This window comes from Ramlibacter tataouinensis TTB310, from assembly GCF_000215705.1.
GTDB lineage: Bacteria > Pseudomonadota > Gammaproteobacteria > Burkholderiales > Burkholderiaceae_C > Ramlibacter > Ramlibacter tataouinensis.
In genome coordinates, this window is record NC_015677.1 from 3891527 (window position 1) to 3912617 (window position 21091).

Genomic DNA, 21091 nt, shown 5'->3' on the forward strand with positions numbered 1-21091 from the left:
CTCTCCTTGGAACGAGCGACCATTGTGCGCCGATCGCGGCCGCGCCAGTAGCCCTTCAGTCGGCCAGACGAGGCAGGGCCTGCATGAAATGGCGGCACTGCGCGTGCATCTGGTCGACGGCGTCGGACACGTGCTCCGGCATCAGCAGGTCCCACTGGGTCGCACTCGACACGCCCAGCCAGCTGGCCAGCGAGACGCCGCGCCGCAGCAGGCCGCCCTGCGCGGCCTCGACCCAGTGCTCGTATTCGAGCTGCCGGGAACGGCCGGACAGGTCGACGAGGGTGACGAGCACGACGCCGGCGACCGGCGTGCGGTAGCGCCAGGTCTGCTGACCGTCGATGTCCAGCGGTTTGCCCAGGAGCGGATCGAGCACCTCCCGGACCTGGCTGCGCAACCCGGGCAGCCGGACACCGCTGCCTTTGGGATCGGGCAGGCGGCTGGCGAGGTGCATGCGGCGCAGGTTCGCTGCCTCGAACAACTCCAGCTGAGCAGGAGTCAGCGCCAGACCCGCCCGCGCGGCCGCAGCCGGATGGAAGCGCAGCAGCATGGCGCTCGCGAGCTCACAGCAGCCGGCGTCGTCGGTCTCGTCCATCAGGGCGACCAGGCCCTGCGCGCCGCGGCCCCGCAGCGCCCGCAGGCGGGCCAGGTCCGAGTCGAGTTCGCACCGGGACTCCTCGCGCGCCCAGGCGAACAGGCGGTCCTCGAAGCGCGCCCGCAGGGTGGCGTCGGCAGGCTGCATCGTCTTGGTCAGCGCAGCGCGCCGAACACCTTGCTCAGCAGCGCGCTGCCGGCGGCGGCCGGGTTCTGCCGCAGCTTGCGCTCCTCCTCGCCGATCACCAGGTACAGCCCGTCCAGCGACTTGCGCGTGACGTAATGCTGGATGCTGGGATCCTCGTTCCTCACCAGGCCCAGCCCCTGGGCCTGGGCGGCCAGGCGGTTGTACTTCCCGGCCAGCCCCACCTTCTCGGTGGCGCGCTGCACCACCGGCAGGAACTGGGCGGCCAGGGGCGCGCGCGTCTTGTCGGCGAAGAACCGGGTGACCGAGGTGTCGCCGCCGGTGAGGATGTTCTTGGCGTCGACGACCGACATGCGCTGGACGGCGTCGACCAGCAGGTTCCGAGCCAGCGGCACGGCCGATTCGGCGGCGCGGTTCATCGCCAGCTCCAGCTCGTCGAGCCTCCTGCGCTGGCCCACGGCCCTCAGGAACCCGGCGGCATCCTGCAGCCAGCCGGGCAGGGGGATGCGCACGCGGGGGTTGGCCAGGAAGCCGTCGGGCACGCCCAGCAGCCGCACCGCCGCCAGGGCGCCGTTCTCCAGGGCCGCCTTGAGGCCGCGCGAGGCGTCGAATTCGCTGATGGAAGCCAGGTCGATCGAGCGCAGGTCCTGGGCCCGGGCCAGGGAGGCGGCCTGCAGCAGGGCCAGCGCAAGGGCGGCGCCGGCGGCGTGGCGGTCGAGGAACTGTCGTCGGTTCATGCGTTCCATGATGCCGCCAGCCCATCCGCAAGGCAAACGCCGTGGCCCGCCTGCGACAATCGCCGGCTTATGTCTTCCGCCTACATCCTGACGCTCTCGTGCCCCGACCGGCCCGGCATCGTGCATGCCGTCTCGGGCTTCCTGTACGAGCGCGGCGGCAACATCGAGGAGGCCGCGCAATACAACGACCACGGCACCGGCCTGTTCTTCATGCGGGTGCGCTTCGCCTACGGCCAGCTCGCGCACGAAGAGCTGCGCTCGCAGCTGCGCCCCTTCGCCGAGCCGCTGAAGATGAGCTGGCGGCTGCACGCCGCGGCGCAGCCCATGCGCGCGGTGATCATGGTCAGCAAGGAAGGCCATTGCCTGAACGACCTGCTGTTCCGCTGGAAGAGCGGCCTGTTGCCGCTGGACATCCGGGCCATCGTGTCCAACCACCGCGATTTCTACCAGCTGGCGGCCGGCTACAACGTGCCCTTCCACCACATCCCGGTGACGGCGGCGGGCAAGGCGCAGGCCGAGGCCAGGCAGTACGAGATCATCGAATCCGAGCAGGCCGAGCTGGTGGTGCTGGCGCGCTACATGCAGATCCTGTCCGACGGGATGTGCCACCGGCTGGCCGGCCGCGCCATCAACATCCACCACAGCTTCCTGCCCAGCTTCAAGGGCGCCAAGCCCTACTACCAGGCGCACGACCGCGGGGTGAAGCTGATCGGCGCCACCGCGCACTACGTGACGGCCGACCTGGACGAGGGCCCCATCATCGAGCAGGACGTGGCGCGCGTGGACCACAGCAAGACGGTGGAGGACTTCACCGCCATCGGCCGCGACACCGAGAGCCTGGTGCTGGCCCGCGCCGTGAAGTGGCACAGCGAGCACCGCGTGCTGCTGAACGGGCACAGGACGGTGATCTTCCGCTAAGTGACGTAGGTCACTAACAAAAAGCTAGCCGCAAGATCTTTTTTAAGATCTTTATGCCATACACTCTGCGGCATGGTTGCGCGTCCACTCCGCCCTGAAACTGCACCCCCTCAATTACCCCGCATCGTCGGCGGCTTCTCCACGGTCCTGGCTGACCCACCTTGGCGATTTGCAAACCGCACTGGCAAGGTTGCGCCAGAGCATCGGCGTCTGGATCGCTATTCCACAATGCCGCTTGAGGCAATTAAGGCACTGCCGGTCAGCAAGACACTTGCCGTGAACGCGCACCTCTATCTCTGGGTGCCAAATGCATTGCTCCCCGACGGGCTCGAGGTGATGAGCGCATGGGGTTTCCGATATGTGAGCAACATCGTTTGGGCAAAGCGTCGCATCGATGGTGGTCCGGATGGACGCGGAGTTGGCTTCTACTTCCGCAATGTGACGGAACTGCTGCTGTTCGGCGTGCGCGGCTCGATGCGGACACTGGCTCCGGGGAGGAGTCAAGTCAACATGATCGAGACGCGCAAGCGAGAGCACTCACGTAAGCCGGATGAGCAATATGACCTTATTGAATCTTGTTCACCGGGAGCTTATCTCGAGCTCTTTGCCCGTCATAAGCGGGCAGGTTGGACGGTATGGGGCGACGAGTCGTCAGATGACGTCGTGCCTCGCGGCCTCGTGCATAAAGGCTATGAAGGCGGACCTATTCTTCCGCCCTTGTTGCCCAACGAGCACATCGATCTCGGTCGGGCTGAAGTACTCGGAGAAAGACTTCGGACCATGTATTTGGCCGGCCAAAGCGTACGCCAACTTGCCGAGGAGACTGGGTATTCGATTCAGCGTGTTAGAGCTCTGTTACAAGCGGCGGGCACTAGCATGAGGCCGCGCGGCCGGGCACCGGTGCCTGAACTCGACTTGTTTCACGTGCTCGAGTAGGTTTGACCGTTCCACGTGTCGCGCGTTGCGGCGATAACAAGCAGCGGACACGTACCCATCACACCTCGCCTGACACGTAAGGCGGCCTTCTCCAGGTTGGTCGTCGTGGAAGTATCCAGGTCGATAGGTAACTTGCTCCTTCTTTGCTCGGGCGCAAGCGTTTCCTGATGCGACGCCCATATTTCTTCCGCCAAACCCTTCAGTGCAACTCTGTCTTGCGTGATCAGCACGGCGGCCGAAATCACGCCCGCCTCATGCCAAGCACGATAAGCTGACATGTCGCGATCCAAGTTGCCGTCCTTGGCGTTCCACTCCACGTCCAGTGCAACTCGGCCCTTGAAGTTGTCGACTAGGTACCCCTCCTGGCGGACTTCGGGTAGCCGATCAAGCACCACTCCGTTCTTCCCTATGAGAAGGCCTTGCGTCAGCAAGTCCACGCGGACCTCGCGCCACCCTCTCTCGCCGAACATCTCGTCGATTTCCTTGGCGATGCTGCCGCGGTTTCCGCCTGCTTTCAGCCAGTGCGCGGGGTTAAGCTCGAACGTCTTCAGGAAGTGAGTGATGTCTTCCCACTCCGCGGGGCACACCGAGCGCAATACGGCTGCCGCTGAACTGGTTTCCAAGAAAGCCCAGCGCCTCCTAATTTCCGACGCGAGAACGAGTGGATCATCGAAAGTACTGGTTTCAAACATCGCTTTAGTTTAGGGGGCAGCGTGATGTTTCATCCCAAGCCGCTTTTCAGCCCGCGCGAGCGTTTGCAAACATGACACAGCGCAAGCGACCTCTCTGACTATGACTACTCGCATCCCGCCCATCCAGTGCCTGCTGACCTTCGAGGCGCTGGCGCGGCTGCGCTCGGTGACGCAGGCGGCCGACGAGCTGTGCGTCACGCCCAGCGCCGTCAGCCACCGGGTGCGGCAGCTGGAGCAGATGCTGGGCACCAAGCTGTTCGGCCGCGCCGACTTCTCGCTCACCACCGAGGGCAGCGAGTACCTGGCGCACGTGCGCGAGGGCATCACGGCCCTGGGGCGTTTCCCCGGCCAGGGCGGCGCGCAGGGCAAGCGCAAGCTGCGGGTGGCGGTCACGCCCACCTTCTCGCGCTCCATCCTGATGCCGCGGCTGCGCGGCTTCACCGAGGCCTATCCGGAGATCGACCTGACGCTGCAGGTCTCCATCCCGCTGCTGGACGTGGTGGCCGAGGACGCCGACCTGATGATCCGCTTCGGCACCGGCCGCTATGCCGATGTGGAGCACGTCTGCCTGATGACCGACGAGGTCACGCCGCTGGCCTCGCCGGCCTACCTGCGCGAGAACGGGCCGTTCGACGACATCGGGGAGCTGCTGGGCGCCAAGCTGATCAAGAGCCCGCTGGAGCCCTGGCGCACCTGGTTCCTGGCGCATGGCGTGGACGCGGGCGAACCGGCCGAGGGCTCGTCCTTCAACGACATCGGCCTGATGTGCGACGCCGCCGCGCAGGGGCTGGGCGTGGCGCTGGTGCGGCTCAAGCTGGGCCAGCCCTGGCTGGAGAGCGGCCAGCTCGAGCGCGTGTCGGCGCGCAGCGTGCCCAGCCCGCATGCCCATTACCTGTGCTGGCGCACCGGCGCGCTGGAGCGCTGGGAATGCCAGGCGTTCGCCGACTGGCTGAAGAAGAGCCTGGCCTGAGGCCGGCCCGCTAGCGGCCCAGCTCGAAAGGCCGGCAGGTGGTGGTGGCCATGGCCACCAGCATGGCCTGCCCGCCGGCCAAGGCCCAGACGCGCGCCGTCGACACCGCGTGGCTCTTGCCGACCCGCACCGCCTCGCCGACGGCGATCAGCCGCTCGCCCGCGGCCGGCGCCAGGTTGTGCACCTCGTAACCCGTGGTGGACGCCGCCCAGCCCGCCGGCAGGGTCGATGCGGCGGCGCTGACGCCGGCGTAGTCGGCCAGCAGGCCCACGACGCCGCCCTGAACCACCCGGCCGTCGAAAGTGATGGCGGGCACGATGGGCAGCTCGACGGCCGACAGGCCCTCCGGCGCAAAGCCCAGCACCCGCAAGCCGACCAGCCGGGAAACCGGCATCGCGTGGAGAGCCTGGGCCAGGTCGGCGCGCAGGCCGGGCTGGAGGTCGGGAAGCCGGAACGCGAGGCTCATGGCAGCACTCCTGAAGCAAGCCTCCACACTGTGATCCCCCGGTCCCGACGGCGCGGTCGCCGCAGCGACAGCCTGCTGCGCATGAACCGCATTGAGCGGCGCATTGAAGAATCTTCAGGCGGCCGCCGCCGCAACCGGCTACCCTTGCCGCCATGAACGCCCCCCTCGCTCCCGAGCTCGCCCAGCGCGCCGAACGCCAGGCCCAGGTGGTGGCCGCGTTGCAGGCCGTGCTGCCGCACGGCGCCCTGCTGTGGAACGCCGAAGACACCACGCCCTACGAATGCGACGGCCTGACCGCCTACCGCCAGCGGCCGCTGGTGGTGGCGCTGCCCGAGACCGAGGCCCAGGTGCAGGCCGTGCTGCAGGCCTGCCATGCCCTGGCCGTGCCGGTGGTGGCGCGCGGCGCGGGCACCGGGCTGTCCGGCGGCGCCATGCCGCATGCGCTGGGCGTGACGCTGTCGCTGGCCAGGTTCAACCGCATCCTGGCCGTCGATCCGGCCAGCCGCACGGCGCGGGTGCAGTGCGGCGTGCGCAACCTGGCGATCAGCGAGGCGGCCGCGCCGCACGGCCTGTACTACGCGCCGGACCCGTCCAGCCAGATCGCCTGCACCATCGGCGGCAACGTGGCCGAGAACTCCGGCGGCGTGCACTGCCTCAAGTACGGGCTGACGCTGCACAACGTGCTCAAGGTGCGCGGCTTCACGGTGGAAGGCGAGCCGGTGGAGTTCGGCGGCGAGGCGCTGGACGTGCCGGGCTACGACCTGCTGTCGGTGCTGGTGGGCAGCGAGGGCATGCTGGCCGTGACGACCGAGGTGACGGTGAAGCTGGTGCCCAAGCCCCTGCTGGCGCGCTGCATCATGGCCAGCTTCGACGACCTGCGCAAGGCCGGCGACGCGGTGGCCGCGGTGATCGCCGCCGGCATCATCCCGGCGGGGCTGGAGATGATGGACAAGCCCATGACGGCCGCCGTCGAGGACTTCGTCCACGCCGGCTACGACCTCGCGGCCGAGGCCATCCTGCTGTGCGAGAGCGACGGCACGCCCGAGGAGGTGGAAGAAGAGATCGGCCGCATGAGCGAGGTGCTGCGCGCCGCCGGCGCCATCGCCATCGCCGTCAGCCGCGACGAGTCCGAGCGGCTGCGTTTCTGGAGCGGGCGCAAGAACGCCTTCCCCGCCTCGGGCCGCATCAGCCCCGACTACATGTGCATGGACTCGACCATCCCGCGCAAGCGGCTGGCCGACATCCTGCTGGCGATCCAGGCCATGGAGAAGAAGTACGGCCTGCGCTGCGCCAACGTGTTCCATGCCGGTGACGGCAACCTGCACCCGCTGATCCTGTTCGACGCCAACGACCCGGACCAGCTGCATCGCTGCGAGCTGTTCGGCGCCGACATCCTGGAGACCAGCGTGGCCATGGGCGGCACGGTAACGGGCGAGCACGGCGTGGGCGTGGAGAAGCTCAACTCCATGTGCGTGCAGTTCAGCCCCGAGGAGCGCGAGCAGATGTTCGGCGTCAAGCGTGCCTTCGATCCCCGGGGGCTGCTCAATCCCGGCAAGGTGATCCCCACCCTGAACCGCTGCGCCGAGTACGGCAAGATGCTGGTGCGCGCCGGGCGCATCGCGCACCCGGAACTGCCGCGCTACTGAGCAGCCGCCGCCCGGCCGGCGGGCTGTTGCGCCATCAGCTCCAGTGCCAGGCACAGGTCGGCCCAGGCCTTGGCCTTGTCCGGCAGGTTGCGCAGCAGGTAGGCCGGGTGGTAGGTCACGACCACCGGGACGCCGTGGTACTGGTGGGGCCGGCCGCGCAGCTTGCCGATGGGCTCCTGCGTGCCCAGCAGCGACTGCACGGCGAAGCGGCCCATGGCCAGGATGATTTTGGGCTGCAGCAGCTCGACCTGGCGGCGCAGGAAGGGCTCGCACTGCGCCACCTCGTCGGGTTCGGGGTTGCGGTTGCCGGGCGGGCGGCACTTGAGCACGTTGGCGATGTAGACGTTGCCGCCCGCGCCATCTCCCTCCTCGCCCGGCGCGCCGCGGCGGGACAGGCCGATGGCGCGCAGCATGTTGTCCAGCAGCTTGCCGGCCTGGCCGACGAAGGGCTCGCCCTGCAGGTCCTCGTTCTCGCCGGGCGCCTCGCCCACGATCAGCCAGTCGGCCTGCCGGTCGCCCACGCCGAACACGGTGTTGCGCCGGCTCTGGCACAGCTTGCAGGCCCGGCAGCCGGCAACCGTTCCGGCCAGGGCGTCCCAGTCCATCTCGGCCACGCCGCCCGGCTGCAGGGCCGGGGCGGGATCGGGGACGATTTGCTCGGTTTCCAGGTCGAACCGCACCTCGGCCGGGGCAGCGGACCGCACGGCCGGCGCCACCACAGGCGCAACGGCTGGCCGCGGCGGGGGGGTTGCCGGCGGCTCGAACAGCCGCACGCCGAATTCGGCCAGCATGGCGCGCTGGCGCGCGTCGAGCTGCAAGGTCATGCGCTGCGCCCTTCCCGCTTCACAGCTTCAGGCTCATCACCAGCGCGTCCTCGCGGCGCCCGGCGGCGGCCGGGTAGTAGCCCTTGCGCTCGCCCACGCGGCGGTAGCCCTGGCGTTCGTAGACCCGCTGCGCGCGCTGGTTGCCGGCGCGCACCTCCAGCCACAGCCACTGCGCGCCCTCGCCGCGCGCCCACAGCGCCAGCGCGTCCAGCATCACACGGCCCCAGCCCTGGCCTTGCAGCGCGGGCGCGACCGTGATGTTGAGCAGGTGCACCTCGTCCACTCCCTTCATGGCGACGAAGTAGCCCAGCACCGAACCGTCGGCGGTCAACAGCTGGGCCTGGTAGCCCGAGCGCAGCGAATCGGCGAAGTTGCCCGGCGTCCAGGGATGCTCGTAGGCGGCGCGCTCGATGGCCAGCACGGCGTCGAGCCGGGCCTCGGTCATGGGCTCGAACTCGGCTTCCAGCAGGGATTGGACGACAGCGTTCATCGGGCGGCGGCCGCGGCGCGTTCGGCCGTGGTTTGCGCGACTTTATCGCGGATGTACAGCGGCAGGGCGGCTTCGGCGGGCACGGCCGCGCCGGCGGCGATCAGCGCCGGCGCCAGGCGCAGCAGCGCCTGCGCGCTGGGCAGCGCCTCGATGCGCCCAGCCGCCGCGCGCAGCCGCGTGCCGTAGGCGCCGAACGCGTTGCCCGCCAGCGCGAAGCCGGGCGGCACCACCACCGACTCGGGGGCGCACAGCGCCAGGGCGCCTTCACGATGCCAGCCGTCCGGCCCCAGCACATACGCGGCGCTGTAGACCTCATCCATGCGTGCATCGAGCACCGCCACCACCCGCGTGGCGCCGGCGGCCTGCCGCGCCTGCTCCGCCACCGCGAGCAGCGTCTCCACCGGCAGCACCGGCCGGCCGGCGCCGAAAGCCAGGCCCTGGGCCACGGCGCAGGCCGTGCGCAGGCCGGTGAAGGAACCCGGCCCGCAGCCGAAGACGATGGCCTCCAGCCGGGCCAGTGGCAACCCGGCCCGCGCCAGCATCGCCATCGCCTGGGGGATCAGCGTGGCGGAGGCGTGGGCGCCGCCGGGCGCCTGGTGGTTCAGCTGCTGGGGGGCACCCTGCGCGTCGCGCCAGGCCAGCGCCAGCGAAAGCGTCTCGGTGCTGGTGTCGAAGGCAAGCAGGTTCACGGGATGGTGCGCGGGCGAAACCGGCCATTATGGGCCGCCGATAATCCGGCATGCCTGCAACCCTGCGCCTGGTCGTCCTGCTGCTGTTTGGCCTGATGGGACGCCTGGGGACCGCCCAGGCCCTGCCGCCCGAGGTGGAGGCCGCGCTGGCCCGCGAGAAGCTGCCACGCGATGCGGTGACGCTGCTGGTGGTCGACGCGCAGGGCAAGTCGCCGCCGCGCCTGGCGCACCGCACCCAGGTTCCGGTGAGCCCGGCGTCGCTGGCCAAGCTGGCCACCACCTTCGCCGGTCTGGAGCTGCTGGGCCCGGCCTACACCTGGGCCACGCCGGTGTACGCCGACGGGCCGGTCCGGGACGGCGTGCTGGAAGGCAACCTCTACCTCAAGGGCCAGGGCGATCCCAAGCTGGTGCAGGAGCGGCTGTGGCTGCTGCTGGGGCGGCTGCGGGGCCTGGGCATCCGGCATGTCGCCGGCGACATCGTGCTGGACCGCAGCGCCTTCGACCTGCCGCCGCAGGACCCCGGCGCCTTCGACGGCGAGCCGCTGCGGCCCTACAACGCCACGCCCGACGCCCTGCTGGTCAACTACCGCTCCCTGGTGTTCAGCTTCACGCCGCTGGGCGGGCAGGCCCAGGTGCATGCCGAGCCGGCGCTTGCCGGCGTGCAGTGGCCGGCGTCCGTGCCGCTGCTGCCGGGCGAATGCGGCGACTGGCGCGCCGCGCTCAAGGCCGACTTCAGCGACCCGCTGCGCGTGCGCTTCGAGGGCGGCCTGCCGCTGGCCTGCGGCGAACGCAGCTGGCCGCTGGCCTACGGTGACCCCCCCGGCTACGCGGCGCGCGCGGTGGCCGGCCTGTGGCAGTCGCTGGGCGGCAGCCTGCAGGGCCAGGTGCGCGAGGGGCGCGTGCCGCCGGAACTGCAGCCGCTGCTGGTGCACGCCTCGCCCCCCTTGGCCGAGGTGGTGCGCGACATCAACAAGTTCAGCAACAACGTGATGGCCCAGCAGCTGTTCCTGACGCTGAGCCTGCAGCAGCGCGGCACCGGCACCTTCGCCGGCTCGCGCACGGTGCTGCAGCAGTGGTGGCGCGAGCGCTTCGGCGACGAGCCGCCCTGGTTCGACAACGGCTCGGGCCTGTCGCGCGACGAGCGCATCACGGCACGGCAGCTGGGACAGCTGCTGCAGCGTGCCTGGGCCTCGCCGCTGATGCCCGAGCTGCTGGCGTCCCTGCCCATCGCCGGCGTCGACGGCACGGCGCGCCGCAGCCAGGCGCGCACCCCGGGTCTGGCGCACCTGAAGACCGGCAGCCTGCGCGACGTGTGGGGCGTGGCCGGCTACGTGCACGCGCCTGGCGGGCGCCGCTACGTGCTGGTGGCCATCGCCAACCACCCCCAGGCCTCGGCGCTGCGGCCGGCGGTCGACGCGCTGATCGACTGGACGGCGCGCGAGCAGCCCTAGTAGCGGCCGCCGCGCGTCGCGCAGGTGACGCGCCCGGGCCCGGCGGCAGCCCGCCACCCTACCCGCGCGCGCCGCCCTTGGCTAGCATGCAGGCGCCTCCAAGAAGGCGTCAGTTCCACAACCCAGGAGACATTCCACATGCCCCAGAGACACAGGCTCACCGCCCTGGCCGCCGCCGTGCTGCTGGCCGCTTGCGGCGGCGGCGGCGGCGACGACAACCGCGGCGAGCTGCGCAGCGATCCGCAGACCCTGGCCACGCTCACCGCCGCGCAGATCGACACGGGCGCCACCGACAGCGGCCTGCGGCCGCTGACCGGCGCGGCGCGCTGCGACGTGCGGGTGGTCGCGCTGGACTACGACACCATCGGCGTGCGCGGCGAGCAGGCCAATGCCTCCGGCGTGCTGCTGGTGCCGGCCGGCGCCTGCGCCGGCGCATCGCACCCGCTGGTGGCCTACGCCAAGGGCACCGACGTGCAGAAACCCCGCACCCTGGCCAACCCGTCGGACGGCGAGACCTTCCTGCTGGCCGCCATGTACGCCGCCCAGGGCTACGCCGTAGTCGCCACGGATTACCTGGGCTATGCCAAGTCGACCTACGGCTTCCACCCCTACCTGCACGCCGATTCCGAGGCCAGCGTGGTGGTCGACTCCATCCGCGCCGCACGCGAGGCGGCGCGGCGCCAGAACGTGGCGCTGTCGGGCAAGGTGATGGTGACCGGCTATTCGCAGGGCGGCCACTCGTCGGCGGCGGCGCAGCGCGCCATCGAGCGCGACAACGCGGGCGAGATCAACCTGGTGGCCGGCGCGCACCTGTCGGCGCCGCTGAACCTGTCGGGCTCGTTCAAGCTGACCGAGGCCATCGCCGGCTACCAGTTCTTCGTGCCCTTCATCGTGACCTCCTGGCAGAAGGTGTACGGCAACATCTACACCGACGTGAACCAGGTGTTCAGGCAGCCCTACGCCGCCTCCATCGAGAACCTGCTGCCCAGCCCCACGCTGACCTACACCACGCTGGTCACCACGGGCGCCCTGCCGGGCGGCACGCCCAACCAGGCGCGCGACGCGCTGTTCCAGCCCGCCTTCCTGGCCGACGTGCGCACCAACGACAACAACCCGCTCTACCAGGCCGCCAGGCGCAACGACCTGCTGGGCTGGAACCCGCGGGCCCGCACCCTGCTGTGCGCCGGCGCGGCCGACCCCACGGTGCCGCCCGCGCTGCACCAGCAGGTGGCCCAGGCCGACTTCGCCAGCCGCGGCCTGTCCAACGTCACCTCGGTCGACGTGGACCCGTCGGTCCAGGCCGCGTTCGGCCCGGGCGGCGTGGCCCCCACCGACCCGACCAGCCCGGCCTTTGCCACCTACTACGGCAGCTACCACGGCACCTACGTGCCGCCGTTCTGCCATGCGCAGGCACGGACGGTGTTCGAGCAGGTCAGGTAGCCTGCGTCAAAACCGGTTGCGCACCCGGTCGTACGCGTAGTCGCCGAACAGCACGTGCGCGCGCGGCGTCGGGTACACCGGGTCGGCGAAGAAGAACACGTTCGGGTCGGCCACCACCGTCCCGGTATTGCACAGCGCCGAGTTGACCCGGCCGGGACCGATGCCGATGCCCGGTCCCGGATCCACGGTGTTGCACACCACGGTGTTCACCGCCGCCTCGTTCAGCGTGTACGCGGTGGGCGAGGCGGTGACCAGGTTGTAGTAGAACGCCAGGTCCACGTACAGCACGCGCGAGCCCAGGTCGACGATGGCGATCTTCAGCTCCTCGTCGAACGCGCTGGACAGCTGCTGCAGCAGGCCTTCCCGGGGGCCGCCCCGCACCCAGGCCGACCGGCCCAGGTTGTACGGGCCGACCACCACCACGTAGCGCGCGCCGGCGTCCACCAGCCGGCGCACCTGAGCGCCCATGTCGCGGCCGGCCTGGCGCACGCCGGCGACGGCCTGGTCGCCGCTCTGCACGCCGGCGATGGCGTCGCGGCCCTGGACGATGACGTCCGAGATGCCGCCGTTGATCAGCACCAGGTCGCCGGCGCCGAAGGTGCCGCCACTGGCCAGGAAGGTGTCGATCTGCTCGGCGATGGTGGGCGTGGCGGCATTGCCCGCCGCATCCGGCTCGGCCGCCACGCGGGCATTGCCGGTGGCGTAGGAAGTGCCGCCGGCCGCCGCCGCGGTCAGCGGCAGGCCGTAGCGCGCGGCCAGCTGCTGCGACCAGAGGTTGCCGCCGCCGTTGACGGTATAGCGCGCGCCGCCCACCTGGCCCAGGTCGCTGAAGCCGTCGCCGAAGGCGACGATACGGCTGGGCTGCAGCTGCGAGACCACGTCGCCGCCGCCGCCGCAGGCGGCCAGCAGCAGGGAGGAAGCGGCCAGCACGAATGCGCGCCGCAACCATTGGAATGCCATGAAGTTCTCCAGGAAAGGCCGGCGGCTAGTGTAGCCAGCGCCAAAGGCCCCGCAGGTTCTAGGTCCCTGCGGCGGCGCGCTCCAGGCGGTCGCGCACGCCGGCCCATTCCGGCGCCTCGGGCGGCGTTTCTATCCAGATCAGCCGCACGGCCTGCTGGTCGAACTCGCGCAGCACGGCGAACAGCTGCCGCGCCGCCTCCTGGGCATCGTCCGGCATGCGCCGGCGCAGTACGCGGCCGGAACGGGTCTGCAGCACCACGCGCGACCAGGTGGCGATCTGCGCCGCGTCCTCGCCCAGCACGTCCAGTGCCGTCTGCAGGGCACGGGCATCCATCAGCCGCACCCGCGCCTGCGGCGCGTAGTGCGAGGCCAGCGTGCCGGAGGCGCGCGGCGCCGTGCCCGCGGCTTCGTGCGGCAGCCACAGCCGCTCGCCGCAGGCCGCTTCGATCCGGGCCTGCGTCAGCACCCCGGGGCGCAGCAGCACGGGCATGGCGCGCGTGCAGTCCACGATCGCCGACTCGATGCCCACCGGGCAGGCGCCGCCGTCCAGCACCCGCAGCCCGTCGCCGAACTCGGAGCGCACATGCTGCGCGGTGGTGGGGCTGACGCGGCCGAAGCGGTTGGCGCTGGGCGCGGCCAGGCCCGCCACCGCGGGCTGCAGCGCGGCGCAGGCGCGCAGCAGGGCCTGGGCCACCGGATGCGAGGGGCAGCGCAGGCCGATCGAGTCCTGCCCCCCCGCCGCGGCCGCGGCCACGCCCTCGCGCCGCGGCAAGATGACCGTGAGCGGGCCGGGCCAGAAAGCCTGCATCAGCCGCCGGGCCACCGGCGGGACCTCGCGCGCGAAATGCTCGGCGCCCGGCGCATCCGGCACATGGACGATCAGCGGGTGGTCGCTCGGCCGACCCTTGGCGGCGAAGATCCCGGCGACGGCGGCATCGCTGCCGGCGTCGGCGCCCAGGCCGTACACCGTCTCGGTGGGAAAGGCCACCAGCTCGCCGGCCGCCAGCGCCTGGGCGGCCTCGGTGATGGCCGGGGGCGAGGCACCGTCCTGGATCATCCAGCCTCCGCCGGTCCTTGGAACCGCTCGATGCCCAGCAGGTCGCAGGCCTGCCAGGCGGCGGCGCGCACCGATTCGATGCCGGCGCCGGTCAGGGTCAGGTGGCCCATCTTGCGGCCCGGCCGCGCCTCGGTCTTGCCGTACAGGTGCAGGTGGGCGCCGGGCAGGGCCAGCACGCCGGCCCAGTCGGGCTCGCGAGCGGTCTCGGCGCCGCCGCGGAACCACAGATCGCCCAGCAGGTTGAGCATGATGGCCGGGCTGTGCTGGCGCGGCTGCACCAGCGGCAGGCCGGCCAGCGCCCGCACCTGCAGCTCGAACTGCGACGCGTCGGCCGCGTCCAGGCTCCAGTGGCCGCTGTTGTGCGGCCGTGGCGCCATCTCGTTGACCACCAGCGAGCCGTCCTGCAGCACGAAGAACTCCACGCACAGCACGCCCACGTAGCCCAGGCCGTCCGCGATGGCTTGCGTGGCCTCAATGGCCTGGCGGCCGCGGTCCGCGGGCAGGTTGCCCGGATGGACCTCGGTCACCGCCAGGATGCCGGCACGGTGCAGGTTGCGCTGCACGGGCAGGTGCGCCATCCGGCCGTCGGCGCCGCGGGCGACCACCACCGAGCACTCGGCCGCCAGAGGCAGCAGCTGCTCCAGCACGCAGGGCACGCGCTGGAGGCCCTCCCAGGCGGCGGCCAGCTCGGCGCGGGTGGCGACGCGCACCTGGCCCTTGCCGTCATAGCCCAGGCGGGCGGTCTTGAGCACGCCGGGCAGCAGCGCGTCGGGCACGGCCGCGAGCTGGGCCTCGTCCTCGATCATCGCGTGCGGCGCGCAGGGCACGCCGCAGCGCGTGAAATGCGCCTTCTCGCGGGCGCGGTCCTGCGCGATGGCCACCGCCTCGGCGCCCGGCGCCACCGGCCGCAGCGCCGCCAGGCGGCCGAGCGCCTGCGCCGGCACGTTCTCGAACTCGGTGGTGACGGCGGCGCTGAGGCGGGCCAGCTCGGCCAGGCCGGCCTCGTCCAGGTAGGCGCTGCGCACGTGGTGGTGGCTGACGCGGCCGGCCGGGCTGTCGGCGTCCGGATCCAGCACGGCGGTGAAGTAGCCCAGCCGTTGTGCGGCATGCACGAACATGCGGCCGAGCTGGCCGCCGCCCATCACGCCCAGCGTGGCGCCGGGGAGGATCATGCTCCCTCCCCCGCTGGGGGAGGGTGGGGGTGGGGGCTCGCCGGCGGCAAGGAGGTGGCCCGCGCCGCCTCGGTCTGGCGGCGGCGGAAGGCGTCCAGTTTCTCCCGCAGGGCCGCGTCGCCCGTGGCCAGCATCGCGACCGCGAACAGCGCCGCGTTGGCGGCGCCGGCGGCGCCGATGGCGAAGGTGGCCACCGGGATGCCCTTGGGCATCTGCACGATGCTGTGCAGCGAGTCCACGCCCTGCAGGTGGCGGCTGGCCACCGGCACGCCCAGCACCGGCACCGTGGTCTTGGCCGCCAGCATGCCAGGCAGGTGGGCCGCGCCGCCGGCGCCGGCGATGATGGCCGCCAGCCCCCGCGCCGCGGCGGCTTCGGCATAGGCGAACATCTCGTCGGGCATGCGGTGGGCGGACACGACCTTCGCCTCGTGGGCGATGCCGAATTCCTGGAGAATCGCCACTGCGTGCTGCAGGGTGTCCCAGTCGCTGCCGGACCCCATCACCACGCCAACCTGGATAGAGCTCATGCGGGCTTCCTAAAGGTTGAATTCTATGTTTTGGCTCCGGGCCCACCTGAAGAATGATCGACGTCACGCTTGAGAACTTCGAAACCGAGGTCATCGCCGCCTCCATGAACCAGCCGGTGCTGGTGGACTTCTGGGCGCCCTGGTCCGGCCCCTGCAAGGTGATCGGCCCCATCCTGGAAAAGCTCGAGCGCGATTACGCCGGCCGCTTCAAGCTGGTGAAGATCGACTCCGACCAGGAGCAGCAGCTGGCCGCGGCGTTCGGCATCCGCAGCATCCCCACCGTGATCCTGCTGATGGGCGGCCAGCCGGTGGACGGCTTCATGGGCGCCCTGCCCGAGGGCCAGGTGCGGCAGTTCCTGGACAAGCACCTGCCGGCGGCAGCCGAGGAGGAGGCGCAGGAGGAGGCCCCCTTCGAGGACACCGCGCCCGCCGACGCCGGCGCGCAGTTGGAGAAACTGCAGCACGCGGTGGCCACCGACCCGGCCAACGACGACGCCCGCTTCGAGTACGTCAAGGCCCTGCTGCTGGCCGGCCGCAGCGACGACGCCAAGGTGGCCTTCGCGCCGGTGATCGCCAAAACGGCCGCGGTGCGCCGCCTCGACTCGCTGCAGCGGCTGATGGATGCCATGGATGTCGCTGCCGGCCTGCCGGACGCGCAGCGCGCGGCCGCCGACTTCGAGGCGAAGATCGCCGCCAACAAGCGTGATTTCGAGGCCCGCTTCGGCAAGGCCCGCCTGCTGATGGCCCAGCAGCGGTGGACGGCGGCGATGGACGAACTGCTGGAAATCCTGATGCGCGACAAGGCCTGGAACGAGGACTTGGCGCGCAAGACCTACATCGCCATCCTGGACATCATCGAGCCGCCCAGGCCCAAGGTCGCCGAAGGGCAGATCCCGCCGGACGACCCGACGGTGGCGACCTACCGACGCCGGCTGTCCAGCGTGGTGCTGAGCTGAACGAATGGCATTGCTTCAGCGCTTGTAGCCGCGCTCGCGCTGGCTGCGCAGCGCCAGCACGTATACCGTGTCCCGCTCGGGATCGAACCGGTACAGCGCCAGGTAACCGCTGGCTCCGGTGGAGATGACGAGTTCGCGCTGACCCAGGGCCACCGGCCGGCCGATCAGCGGGCTGGACTGCAGCACATCGATGGCCTGCAGGATGGCCTCGATGCGAGTGCCGGCGGATTCAGGTGCGTGGTCGAAGAGGAAATCGAAGATGCGGTCGAGGTCTTCGCGCAGCTCGGGCGCGAGGATGATCCGGCTCACCGCCGAGCCTTGGGCGCGCGCCGCTTGGCTTGCTCCTCCTTCAGTCGCTGCTGCACCCAGGTGCGCATCTCGTGCCACTCGACACCGGGCTCCCCGGCCTGCAGCGCCTGGTGGCGACGGTCAGCCTCCTGCTGCATCGCCAGCTTCCACTCGGCCTCGTCGACCTTCTCGGCCAGGGCCTGCACCATGAAGCTGTGCGGCGTCTGATCGGTGGCGCTGGCGATGCGCGCGATGCGCTCGCGCAATTGGTCGTCCAGGCGAAGCGTGGCGGTGCTCATGGGCGGGCTCCTGTGCCACAAATGTAGCACAAGACCGGCGGCCGTCAGCCCGTCAGCCGCTCCAGCGCCTCGCGGTACTTGGCGGCCGTCTTCTCGACCACCTCCTGCGGCAGGCGCGGCGCCGGCGGGGTCTTGTCCCAGGGCTTGCCGTTGATGCGCACCTGCTCCAGCCAGTCGCGCACGAACTGCTTGTCGTAGCTGGGCGGGTTGCGGCCGGCGCGCGCCGCCTCCTGGTAGCCTTCCACCGGCCAGTAGCGCGAGGAGTCGGGCGTGAGCACCTCGTCCATCAGCACCAGCTCGCCTCGGGCGTCCAGGCCGAACTCGAACTTGGTGTCGGCGATGATCAGGCCCTTGCCCAGGGCGATGGCGGCGGCCTCGCGGTACAGGGCGATGCTGATGTCGCGGATGCGCGCGGCCAGGTCGGCGCCGACCATGTCCGCCGTGCGCTCGAAGGGGATGTTCTCGTCGTGCTCGCCCACCGCCGCCTTGGCGGCGGGCGTGTAGATCGGCTCCGGCAGCCTGGCGGCATTGGTCAGCCCCGGCGGCAGCTTCACGCCGCACACCGACCGGCTGTCCTGGTACTCCTTCCAACCGCTGCCGGCCAGGTAGCCGCGCACCACGGCCTCCACCGGCAGCGGCTTGAGCCGCTTGACCACCATGGAACGGCCCACCACCTGCGTCACCTCGGCCGAGCTCACCACGCTCTCGGGCAGCTCGCCGGTCAGGTGGTTGGGGCACAGGTGGGCCAGCTTGCCGAACCAGAACAGCGCCATGTGGGTGAGCAGCTCGCCCTTGCCGGGGATGGGCTCGCCCATGATCACGTCGAAGGCCGACAGCCGGTCGGTGGCGACCATGAGGATGCGGTCGCTGCCGACGGCGTAGTTGTCGCGCACCTTGCCGCGGGCCAGCAGCGGCAGCGAGGTGAGCGAGGAGGTGTGCAGGGCGGAGGTCATGCGAGTTGGAGCTGGGGTTCGATGGAAGCGATCAATTCGAAGTCGCGGTCGGCATGCAGCAGCGGCTCGCCGGCTTCGATGGCACAGGCGGCAATGAGGCAGTCATTGGGGCTGCGCGGCGTGATGCCGCTCCAGCGGCAGCGTGCGAACAGGAGCGCGGCCTGGCGTGCGGTCTCGCACGGGTCGCTCGGCATCCAGGAAGGTGCCGCGTCCAGCATCACCTGCAGCTGCATGAACTGCTGCAGGTTGCCCGCGCCCTGCAGCACCTCCTGGTAGATGACGTCGAGCATGAGAACGGGCTGCAGGCGCTCCAGCGCCTGGCGCAAGCGCAGGTGCGCAGCCGAGCCTGTCGCACGCAGGTACTCGATCCAGGCGGACGAGTCGGCGATCACTTGGACGATCTCTTCCTGCCTGCGCCACGGCCGGCCCCGTGCCGGGCCGCGCTCTTCGTGACGGCGGGTTCGCCGGCCATCAGCGCCTGCTGGTAGCGCGGGTGCGTGGACAGGGTTTTCGGGTCGTAGTCATCGGTGACCAGGCGGCTGCCCTCCAGGGCCAGCAGGCCCGAGTAGTCCGGCTTGCGCACATACGCCCGCAGCGCCGCCTCGACGGCCGCCTTCTTCGTCTTGACGCCGGCACGCGCCATGGCCTGCGCCACAAGCTCGTCGTCGAGAACGATGTTGGTACGCGTGTTCATTCATACACCTTCGATGTGTATCGATTATGCCACCGCGGCACCCATGAAAAAAGCCGCCCGGAGGCGGCCTGGTCGACGGCGCAGCCCCGGCGCTCAGTTCACGGTCTGGGCCAGCTCGCCCTTCTCGTACTGGGCGGCGACCACCTGCAGCGGCCGGCCCTTGATCTTGCCGGCCTGGCCTTCGCAGCCGAACTCGATGTAGCGCTGCTTGCAGATCTGCTTGGCGGCCTCGCGCGCGGGCTTCATCCACTCGCGCATGTCGAACTTGTCGGGGTTCCCGGCCAGGAACTTGCGCACCGCGCCGGTCATCGCCAGGCGGATGTCGGTGTCGATGTTGATCTTGCGCACGCCGTACTTGATGGCCTCCTGGATCTCCTCGACCGGCACGCCGTAGGTCTCCTTCATCTTGCCGCCGTACTCGCGGATGACGGCCAGCAGCTCCTGCGGGACCGAGGAGGAGCCGTGCATCACCAGGTGGGTGTTGGGGATGCGGCGGTGGATCTCCTTGATGCGGTCGATCGCCAGGATGTCGCCGGTGGGCTTGCGGGTGAACTTGTAGGCGCCGTGGCTGGTGCCGATGGCGATGGCCAGCGCGTCCAGCTGGGTCTTCTTGACGAAGTCGGCGGCCTGCTCCGGGTCGGTCAGCAGCTGCTCGCGCGTCATGGTGGCGTCGGTGCCGTGGCCGTCCTCCTTGTCGCCCTTCATGGTCTCCAGGCTGCCCAGGCAGCCCAGCTCGCCCTCGACCGTGACGCCGACCTTGTGCGCCATGCCGACCACCTTGCGCGTGACCTCGACGTTGTAGTCGTAGCTGGCGATGGTCTTGCCGTCGGCCTCCAGGCTGCCGTCCATCATCACGGACGAGAAGCCCAGGTTGATCGCGCCCTGGCACACGTCCGGGCTCTGGCCATGGTCCTGGTGCATCACCAGCGGGATGCCGGGATAGGCCTCGATGGCGGCCAGGATCAGGTGCTTGACGAAGGGCTCGCCGGCGTACTTGCGGGCGCCGGCGCTGGCCTGCAGGATCACCGGGGCGCCGGTTTCCTTGGCCGCTTCCATCACGGCCTGCACCTGCTCCAGGTTGTTGACGTTGAAGGCCGGGATGCCGTAGCCGTTCTCGGCGGCATGGTCCAGCAGTTCGCGCATGGAAACGAGAGGCATGGTGTCGAGGTCCGAAGGTTGGAGGAAAAAGCAGCCCTGCGCGGCCGTAACCGCGTGGTAACCGGTGCCGAATTTTAGCGGCCGCCCCAGCGCGGCGGCGGCGCCATGGCCCGACCGGACTAGGCCGGCTCAGCCGCGCGGCACGCCGATGAAACCCAGCACCTCGTCCAGCACCGGCGCCAGGAAACGCAGCGGCCGGGCGATGGCGCCCAGCACGGTGGCGTGGTTGACGTTCTCGAACAGCCGGACCTGCACCGGCACGCCGGCGGCCGCCAGCCGCTGCCCCAGGTTCACGGTGCCGCGCCGCGGGTCCACCGTGGTGTCGCGCGCCGCGGCCAGCAGCAGCGTGCGCGGCGCCTGCCCCGACACGTGCCGCACGGGCTGGCTGTCGGCCGGGGTTTGGGGCCAGCCGAAGGCCACCTGGGTCGCGCGGTTGCCGATCGGCAGGAAATCGTACGGGCCCGCGATGCCGATCCAGCCGGCCAGGCGCTGCGGCGCCAGGCCCTGGGCGGCCAGCCAGCGCGCGTCCAGCGCCAGCATGGCGGCGTTGTAGGCGCCGGCGCTGTGGCCCATGAGGAAGATGCGGTGCTGCGCCGCGCCCAGTTCGGCGGCATGGTCCCAGGCCCAGCGCGCGGCCAGGGCACAGTCCTGCAGGATCTGCCGCCAGCCCACTTCGGGGCTGAGGCGGTAGTCGGCCACCAGCGCCACGGCACCCTGCGAGGCCAGCGCCTCGCCGACGAAGCGGTACATGGCGCGCTCGCCGCTGCTCCAGTTGCCGCCGTAGAAGAACAGCACCAAAGGTGCATCCCGGGTGGGCTGCAGGGGCTGGAACACGTCCAGCCGGTGGCGCGCCAGCGGCCCGTAAGCCACGCCTTCGCGGCCGCGGTAGCTGTCGCCGGGCACCAGCGCGTCGAGCGCGCCGGTGGCCGAACAACCCGTCAGCAGCGCGCCCAGCGCCGCGAAGACGCCGGTGCGACGCGCCATGCTCACCTCTCGAGAAACGTCCATCCCAGCTCTACGCAGGGACGGCCG

The 21091-nt window shown here is 70.7% G+C and carries 25 protein-coding genes; 7 read left to right on the forward strand and 18 right to left on the reverse strand.

The annotated features are described in order from the left end of the window. Nucleotides 1-55: 55 nt before the first annotated feature. Nucleotides 56-739, reverse strand: coding sequence for a hypothetical protein (locus RTA_RS18735; protein ID WP_041675759.1), 684 nt, complete (start codon nucleotides 737-739; stop codon nucleotides 56-58). 8 nt (nucleotides 740-747) lie between these two features. Next, nucleotides 748-1473: a DUF4197 domain-containing protein gene (locus tag RTA_RS18740; protein ID WP_041676597.1), complete on the reverse strand. Its 726-nt coding sequence runs from the start codon at nucleotides 1471-1473 to the stop codon at nucleotides 748-750. 69 nt (nucleotides 1474-1542) lie between these two features. Here RTA_RS18740 and purU point away from each other — a divergent pair, with 69 nt between their 5' ends. After that, complete coding sequence (purU, locus tag RTA_RS18745; protein ID WP_013903005.1) at nucleotides 1543-2391, forward strand: formyltetrahydrofolate deformylase; 849 nt, start codon at nucleotides 1543-1545, stop codon at nucleotides 2389-2391. 72 nt (nucleotides 2392-2463) lie between these two features. After that, complete coding sequence (locus RTA_RS20480; RefSeq protein ID WP_013903006.1) at nucleotides 2464-3327, forward strand: MT-A70 family methyltransferase; 864 nt, start codon at nucleotides 2464-2466, stop codon at nucleotides 3325-3327. Here RTA_RS20480 and RTA_RS18750 read toward each other — a convergent pair. Beyond that, the gene (locus RTA_RS18750) at nucleotides 3312-4019 is read right to left on the reverse strand and encodes a BglII/BstYI family type II restriction endonuclease (protein ID WP_143763009.1); all 708 of its coding nucleotides are present in this window, start codon (nucleotides 4017-4019) and stop codon (nucleotides 3312-3314) included. The two genes, RTA_RS20480 and RTA_RS18750, sit on opposite strands and share 16 nt — an antisense overlap. A 100-nt stretch (nucleotides 4020-4119) precedes the next feature. On the opposite strand from RTA_RS18750, the gene RTA_RS18755 reads away from it, so the two are divergent. After that, nucleotides 4120-4989, forward strand: a complete 870-nt coding sequence (locus RTA_RS18755; RefSeq protein WP_013903008.1) for a LysR substrate-binding domain-containing protein — start codon at nucleotides 4120-4122, stop codon at nucleotides 4987-4989. A gap of 10 nt (nucleotides 4990-4999) precedes the next feature. Here RTA_RS18755 and RTA_RS18760 read toward each other — a convergent pair whose 3' ends face one another. Then, on the reverse strand, nucleotides 5000-5455 hold the full coding sequence (locus tag RTA_RS18760; protein ID WP_013903009.1) for a PaaI family thioesterase: 456 nt from the start codon (nucleotides 5453-5455) through the stop codon (nucleotides 5000-5002). 152 nt (nucleotides 5456-5607) lie between these two features. On the opposite strand from RTA_RS18760, the gene RTA_RS18765 reads away from it, so the two are divergent. Further along, entirely contained in the window at nucleotides 5608-7101 is a 1494-nt protein-coding gene (locus tag RTA_RS18765; protein WP_041675762.1) for an FAD-linked oxidase C-terminal domain-containing protein, read from the forward strand. On the opposite strand, the gene RTA_RS18770 is transcribed toward RTA_RS18765, so the two are convergent. Genes RTA_RS18770 through tsaB form a run of 3 tightly spaced genes read right to left on the reverse strand, consistent with a single transcriptional unit; the run spans nucleotide 7095 to nucleotide 9104 of the window. Next, the gene (locus RTA_RS18770) at nucleotides 7095-7925 is read right to left on the reverse strand and encodes a uracil-DNA glycosylase (RefSeq protein WP_013903011.1); all 831 of its coding nucleotides are present in this window, start codon (nucleotides 7923-7925) and stop codon (nucleotides 7095-7097) included. The genes RTA_RS18765 and RTA_RS18770 overlap by 7 nt on opposite strands. Before the next feature lie 19 nt (nucleotides 7926-7944). Next, nucleotides 7945-8415: a ribosomal protein S18-alanine N-acetyltransferase gene (gene rimI, locus RTA_RS18775; RefSeq protein WP_013903012.1), complete on the reverse strand. Its 471-nt coding sequence runs from the start codon at nucleotides 8413-8415 to the stop codon at nucleotides 7945-7947. Beyond that, nucleotides 8412-9104 (reverse strand): tRNA (adenosine(37)-N6)-threonylcarbamoyltransferase complex dimerization subunit type 1 TsaB, encoded by a 693-nt coding sequence (gene tsaB / locus RTA_RS18780; protein WP_013903013.1) that lies wholly within the window; start codon nucleotides 9102-9104, stop codon nucleotides 8412-8414. Before tsaB ends, rimI begins: the two co-directional genes overlap by 4 nt. Before the next feature lie 50 nt (nucleotides 9105-9154). Here tsaB and dacB point away from each other — a divergent pair, with 50 nt between their 5' ends. Further along, on the forward strand, nucleotides 9155-10555 hold the full coding sequence (dacB, locus tag RTA_RS18785) for a D-alanyl-D-alanine carboxypeptidase/D-alanyl-D-alanine endopeptidase (RefSeq protein WP_013903014.1): 1401 nt from the start codon (nucleotides 9155-9157) through the stop codon (nucleotides 10553-10555). 138 nt (nucleotides 10556-10693) lie between these two features. Next, nucleotides 10694-11995, forward strand: a complete 1302-nt coding sequence (locus RTA_RS18790; protein ID WP_013903015.1) for a lipase family protein — start codon at nucleotides 10694-10696, stop codon at nucleotides 11993-11995. Nucleotides 11996-12001: 6 nt separating this feature from the next. Here the strand turns inward: RTA_RS18790 and RTA_RS18795 are convergent, their stop codons facing one another. From RTA_RS18795 to purE, 4 genes are read right to left on the reverse strand one after another with little or no spacing between them, the layout of a single operon-like run. After that, on the reverse strand, nucleotides 12002-12955 hold the full coding sequence (locus RTA_RS18795; RefSeq protein WP_013903016.1) for an SGNH/GDSL hydrolase family protein: 954 nt from the start codon (nucleotides 12953-12955) through the stop codon (nucleotides 12002-12004). Between the two features lie 58 nt (nucleotides 12956-13013). Further along, a complete protein-coding gene (locus RTA_RS18800) occupies nucleotides 13014-14012 on the reverse strand; it encodes an L-threonylcarbamoyladenylate synthase (protein WP_013903017.1) in 999 nt (332 codons plus the stop codon). Then, nucleotides 14009-15184 (reverse strand): 5-(carboxyamino)imidazole ribonucleotide synthase, encoded by a 1176-nt coding sequence (locus tag RTA_RS18805; RefSeq protein ID WP_013903018.1) that lies wholly within the window; start codon nucleotides 15182-15184, stop codon nucleotides 14009-14011. The genes RTA_RS18800 and RTA_RS18805 overlap by 4 nt, the downstream gene beginning before the upstream one ends. Further along, on the reverse strand, nucleotides 15181-15711 hold the full coding sequence (purE, locus tag RTA_RS18810; RefSeq protein WP_013903019.1) for a 5-(carboxyamino)imidazole ribonucleotide mutase: 531 nt from the start codon (nucleotides 15709-15711) through the stop codon (nucleotides 15181-15183). The genes RTA_RS18805 and purE overlap by 4 nt, the downstream gene beginning before the upstream one ends. Nucleotides 15712-15764: 53 nt before the next feature. Between purE and trxA the strand changes: the two genes are divergently transcribed. Then, nucleotides 15765-16667 carry a thioredoxin gene (trxA, locus tag RTA_RS18815; RefSeq protein ID WP_013903020.1) on the forward strand — a complete coding sequence of 301 codons (903 nt, stop codon included), beginning with the start codon at nucleotides 15765-15767 and terminating at the stop codon, nucleotides 16665-16667. Between the two features lie 15 nt (nucleotides 16668-16682). Here trxA and RTA_RS18820 read toward each other — a convergent pair whose 3' ends face one another. The 7 genes from RTA_RS18820 to RTA_RS18850 all read right to left on the reverse strand — a co-directional run bounded on the left by RTA_RS18820 (nucleotide 16683) and on the right by RTA_RS18850 (nucleotide 21043). Next, nucleotides 16683-16976: a type II toxin-antitoxin system RelE/ParE family toxin gene (locus RTA_RS18820; protein ID WP_013903021.1), complete on the reverse strand. Its 294-nt coding sequence runs from the start codon at nucleotides 16974-16976 to the stop codon at nucleotides 16683-16685. Continuing rightward, nucleotides 16973-17254, reverse strand: a complete 282-nt coding sequence (locus tag RTA_RS18825; protein WP_013903022.1) for a CopG family ribbon-helix-helix protein — start codon at nucleotides 17252-17254, stop codon at nucleotides 16973-16975. The genes RTA_RS18820 and RTA_RS18825 overlap by 4 nt, the downstream gene beginning before the upstream one ends. A gap of 44 nt (nucleotides 17255-17298) precedes the next feature. After that, complete coding sequence (locus RTA_RS18830; protein WP_013903023.1) at nucleotides 17299-18207, reverse strand: phosphoribosylaminoimidazolesuccinocarboxamide synthase; 909 nt, start codon at nucleotides 18205-18207, stop codon at nucleotides 17299-17301. Continuing rightward, nucleotides 18204-18599, reverse strand: coding sequence for a type II toxin-antitoxin system VapC family toxin (gene vapC / locus RTA_RS18835; protein WP_013903024.1), 396 nt, complete (start codon nucleotides 18597-18599; stop codon nucleotides 18204-18206). Before vapC ends, RTA_RS18830 begins: the two co-directional genes overlap by 4 nt. Next, a complete protein-coding gene (locus tag RTA_RS18840) occupies nucleotides 18596-18901 on the reverse strand; it encodes a type II toxin-antitoxin system VapB family antitoxin (protein ID WP_013903025.1) in 306 nt (101 codons plus the stop codon). The genes vapC and RTA_RS18840 overlap by 4 nt, the downstream gene beginning before the upstream one ends. A gap of 93 nt (nucleotides 18902-18994) precedes the next feature. Beyond that, nucleotides 18995-20059 carry a class II fructose-bisphosphate aldolase gene (gene fba, locus RTA_RS18845; RefSeq protein ID WP_013903026.1) on the reverse strand — a complete coding sequence of 355 codons (1065 nt, stop codon included), beginning with the start codon at nucleotides 20057-20059 and terminating at the stop codon, nucleotides 18995-18997. A 129-nt stretch (nucleotides 20060-20188) separates the two neighbouring features. Then, entirely contained in the window at nucleotides 20189-21043 is an 855-nt protein-coding gene (locus tag RTA_RS18850; protein WP_013903027.1) for an alpha/beta hydrolase, read from the reverse strand. Between the last annotated feature and the right edge of the window lie 48 nt (nucleotides 21044-21091).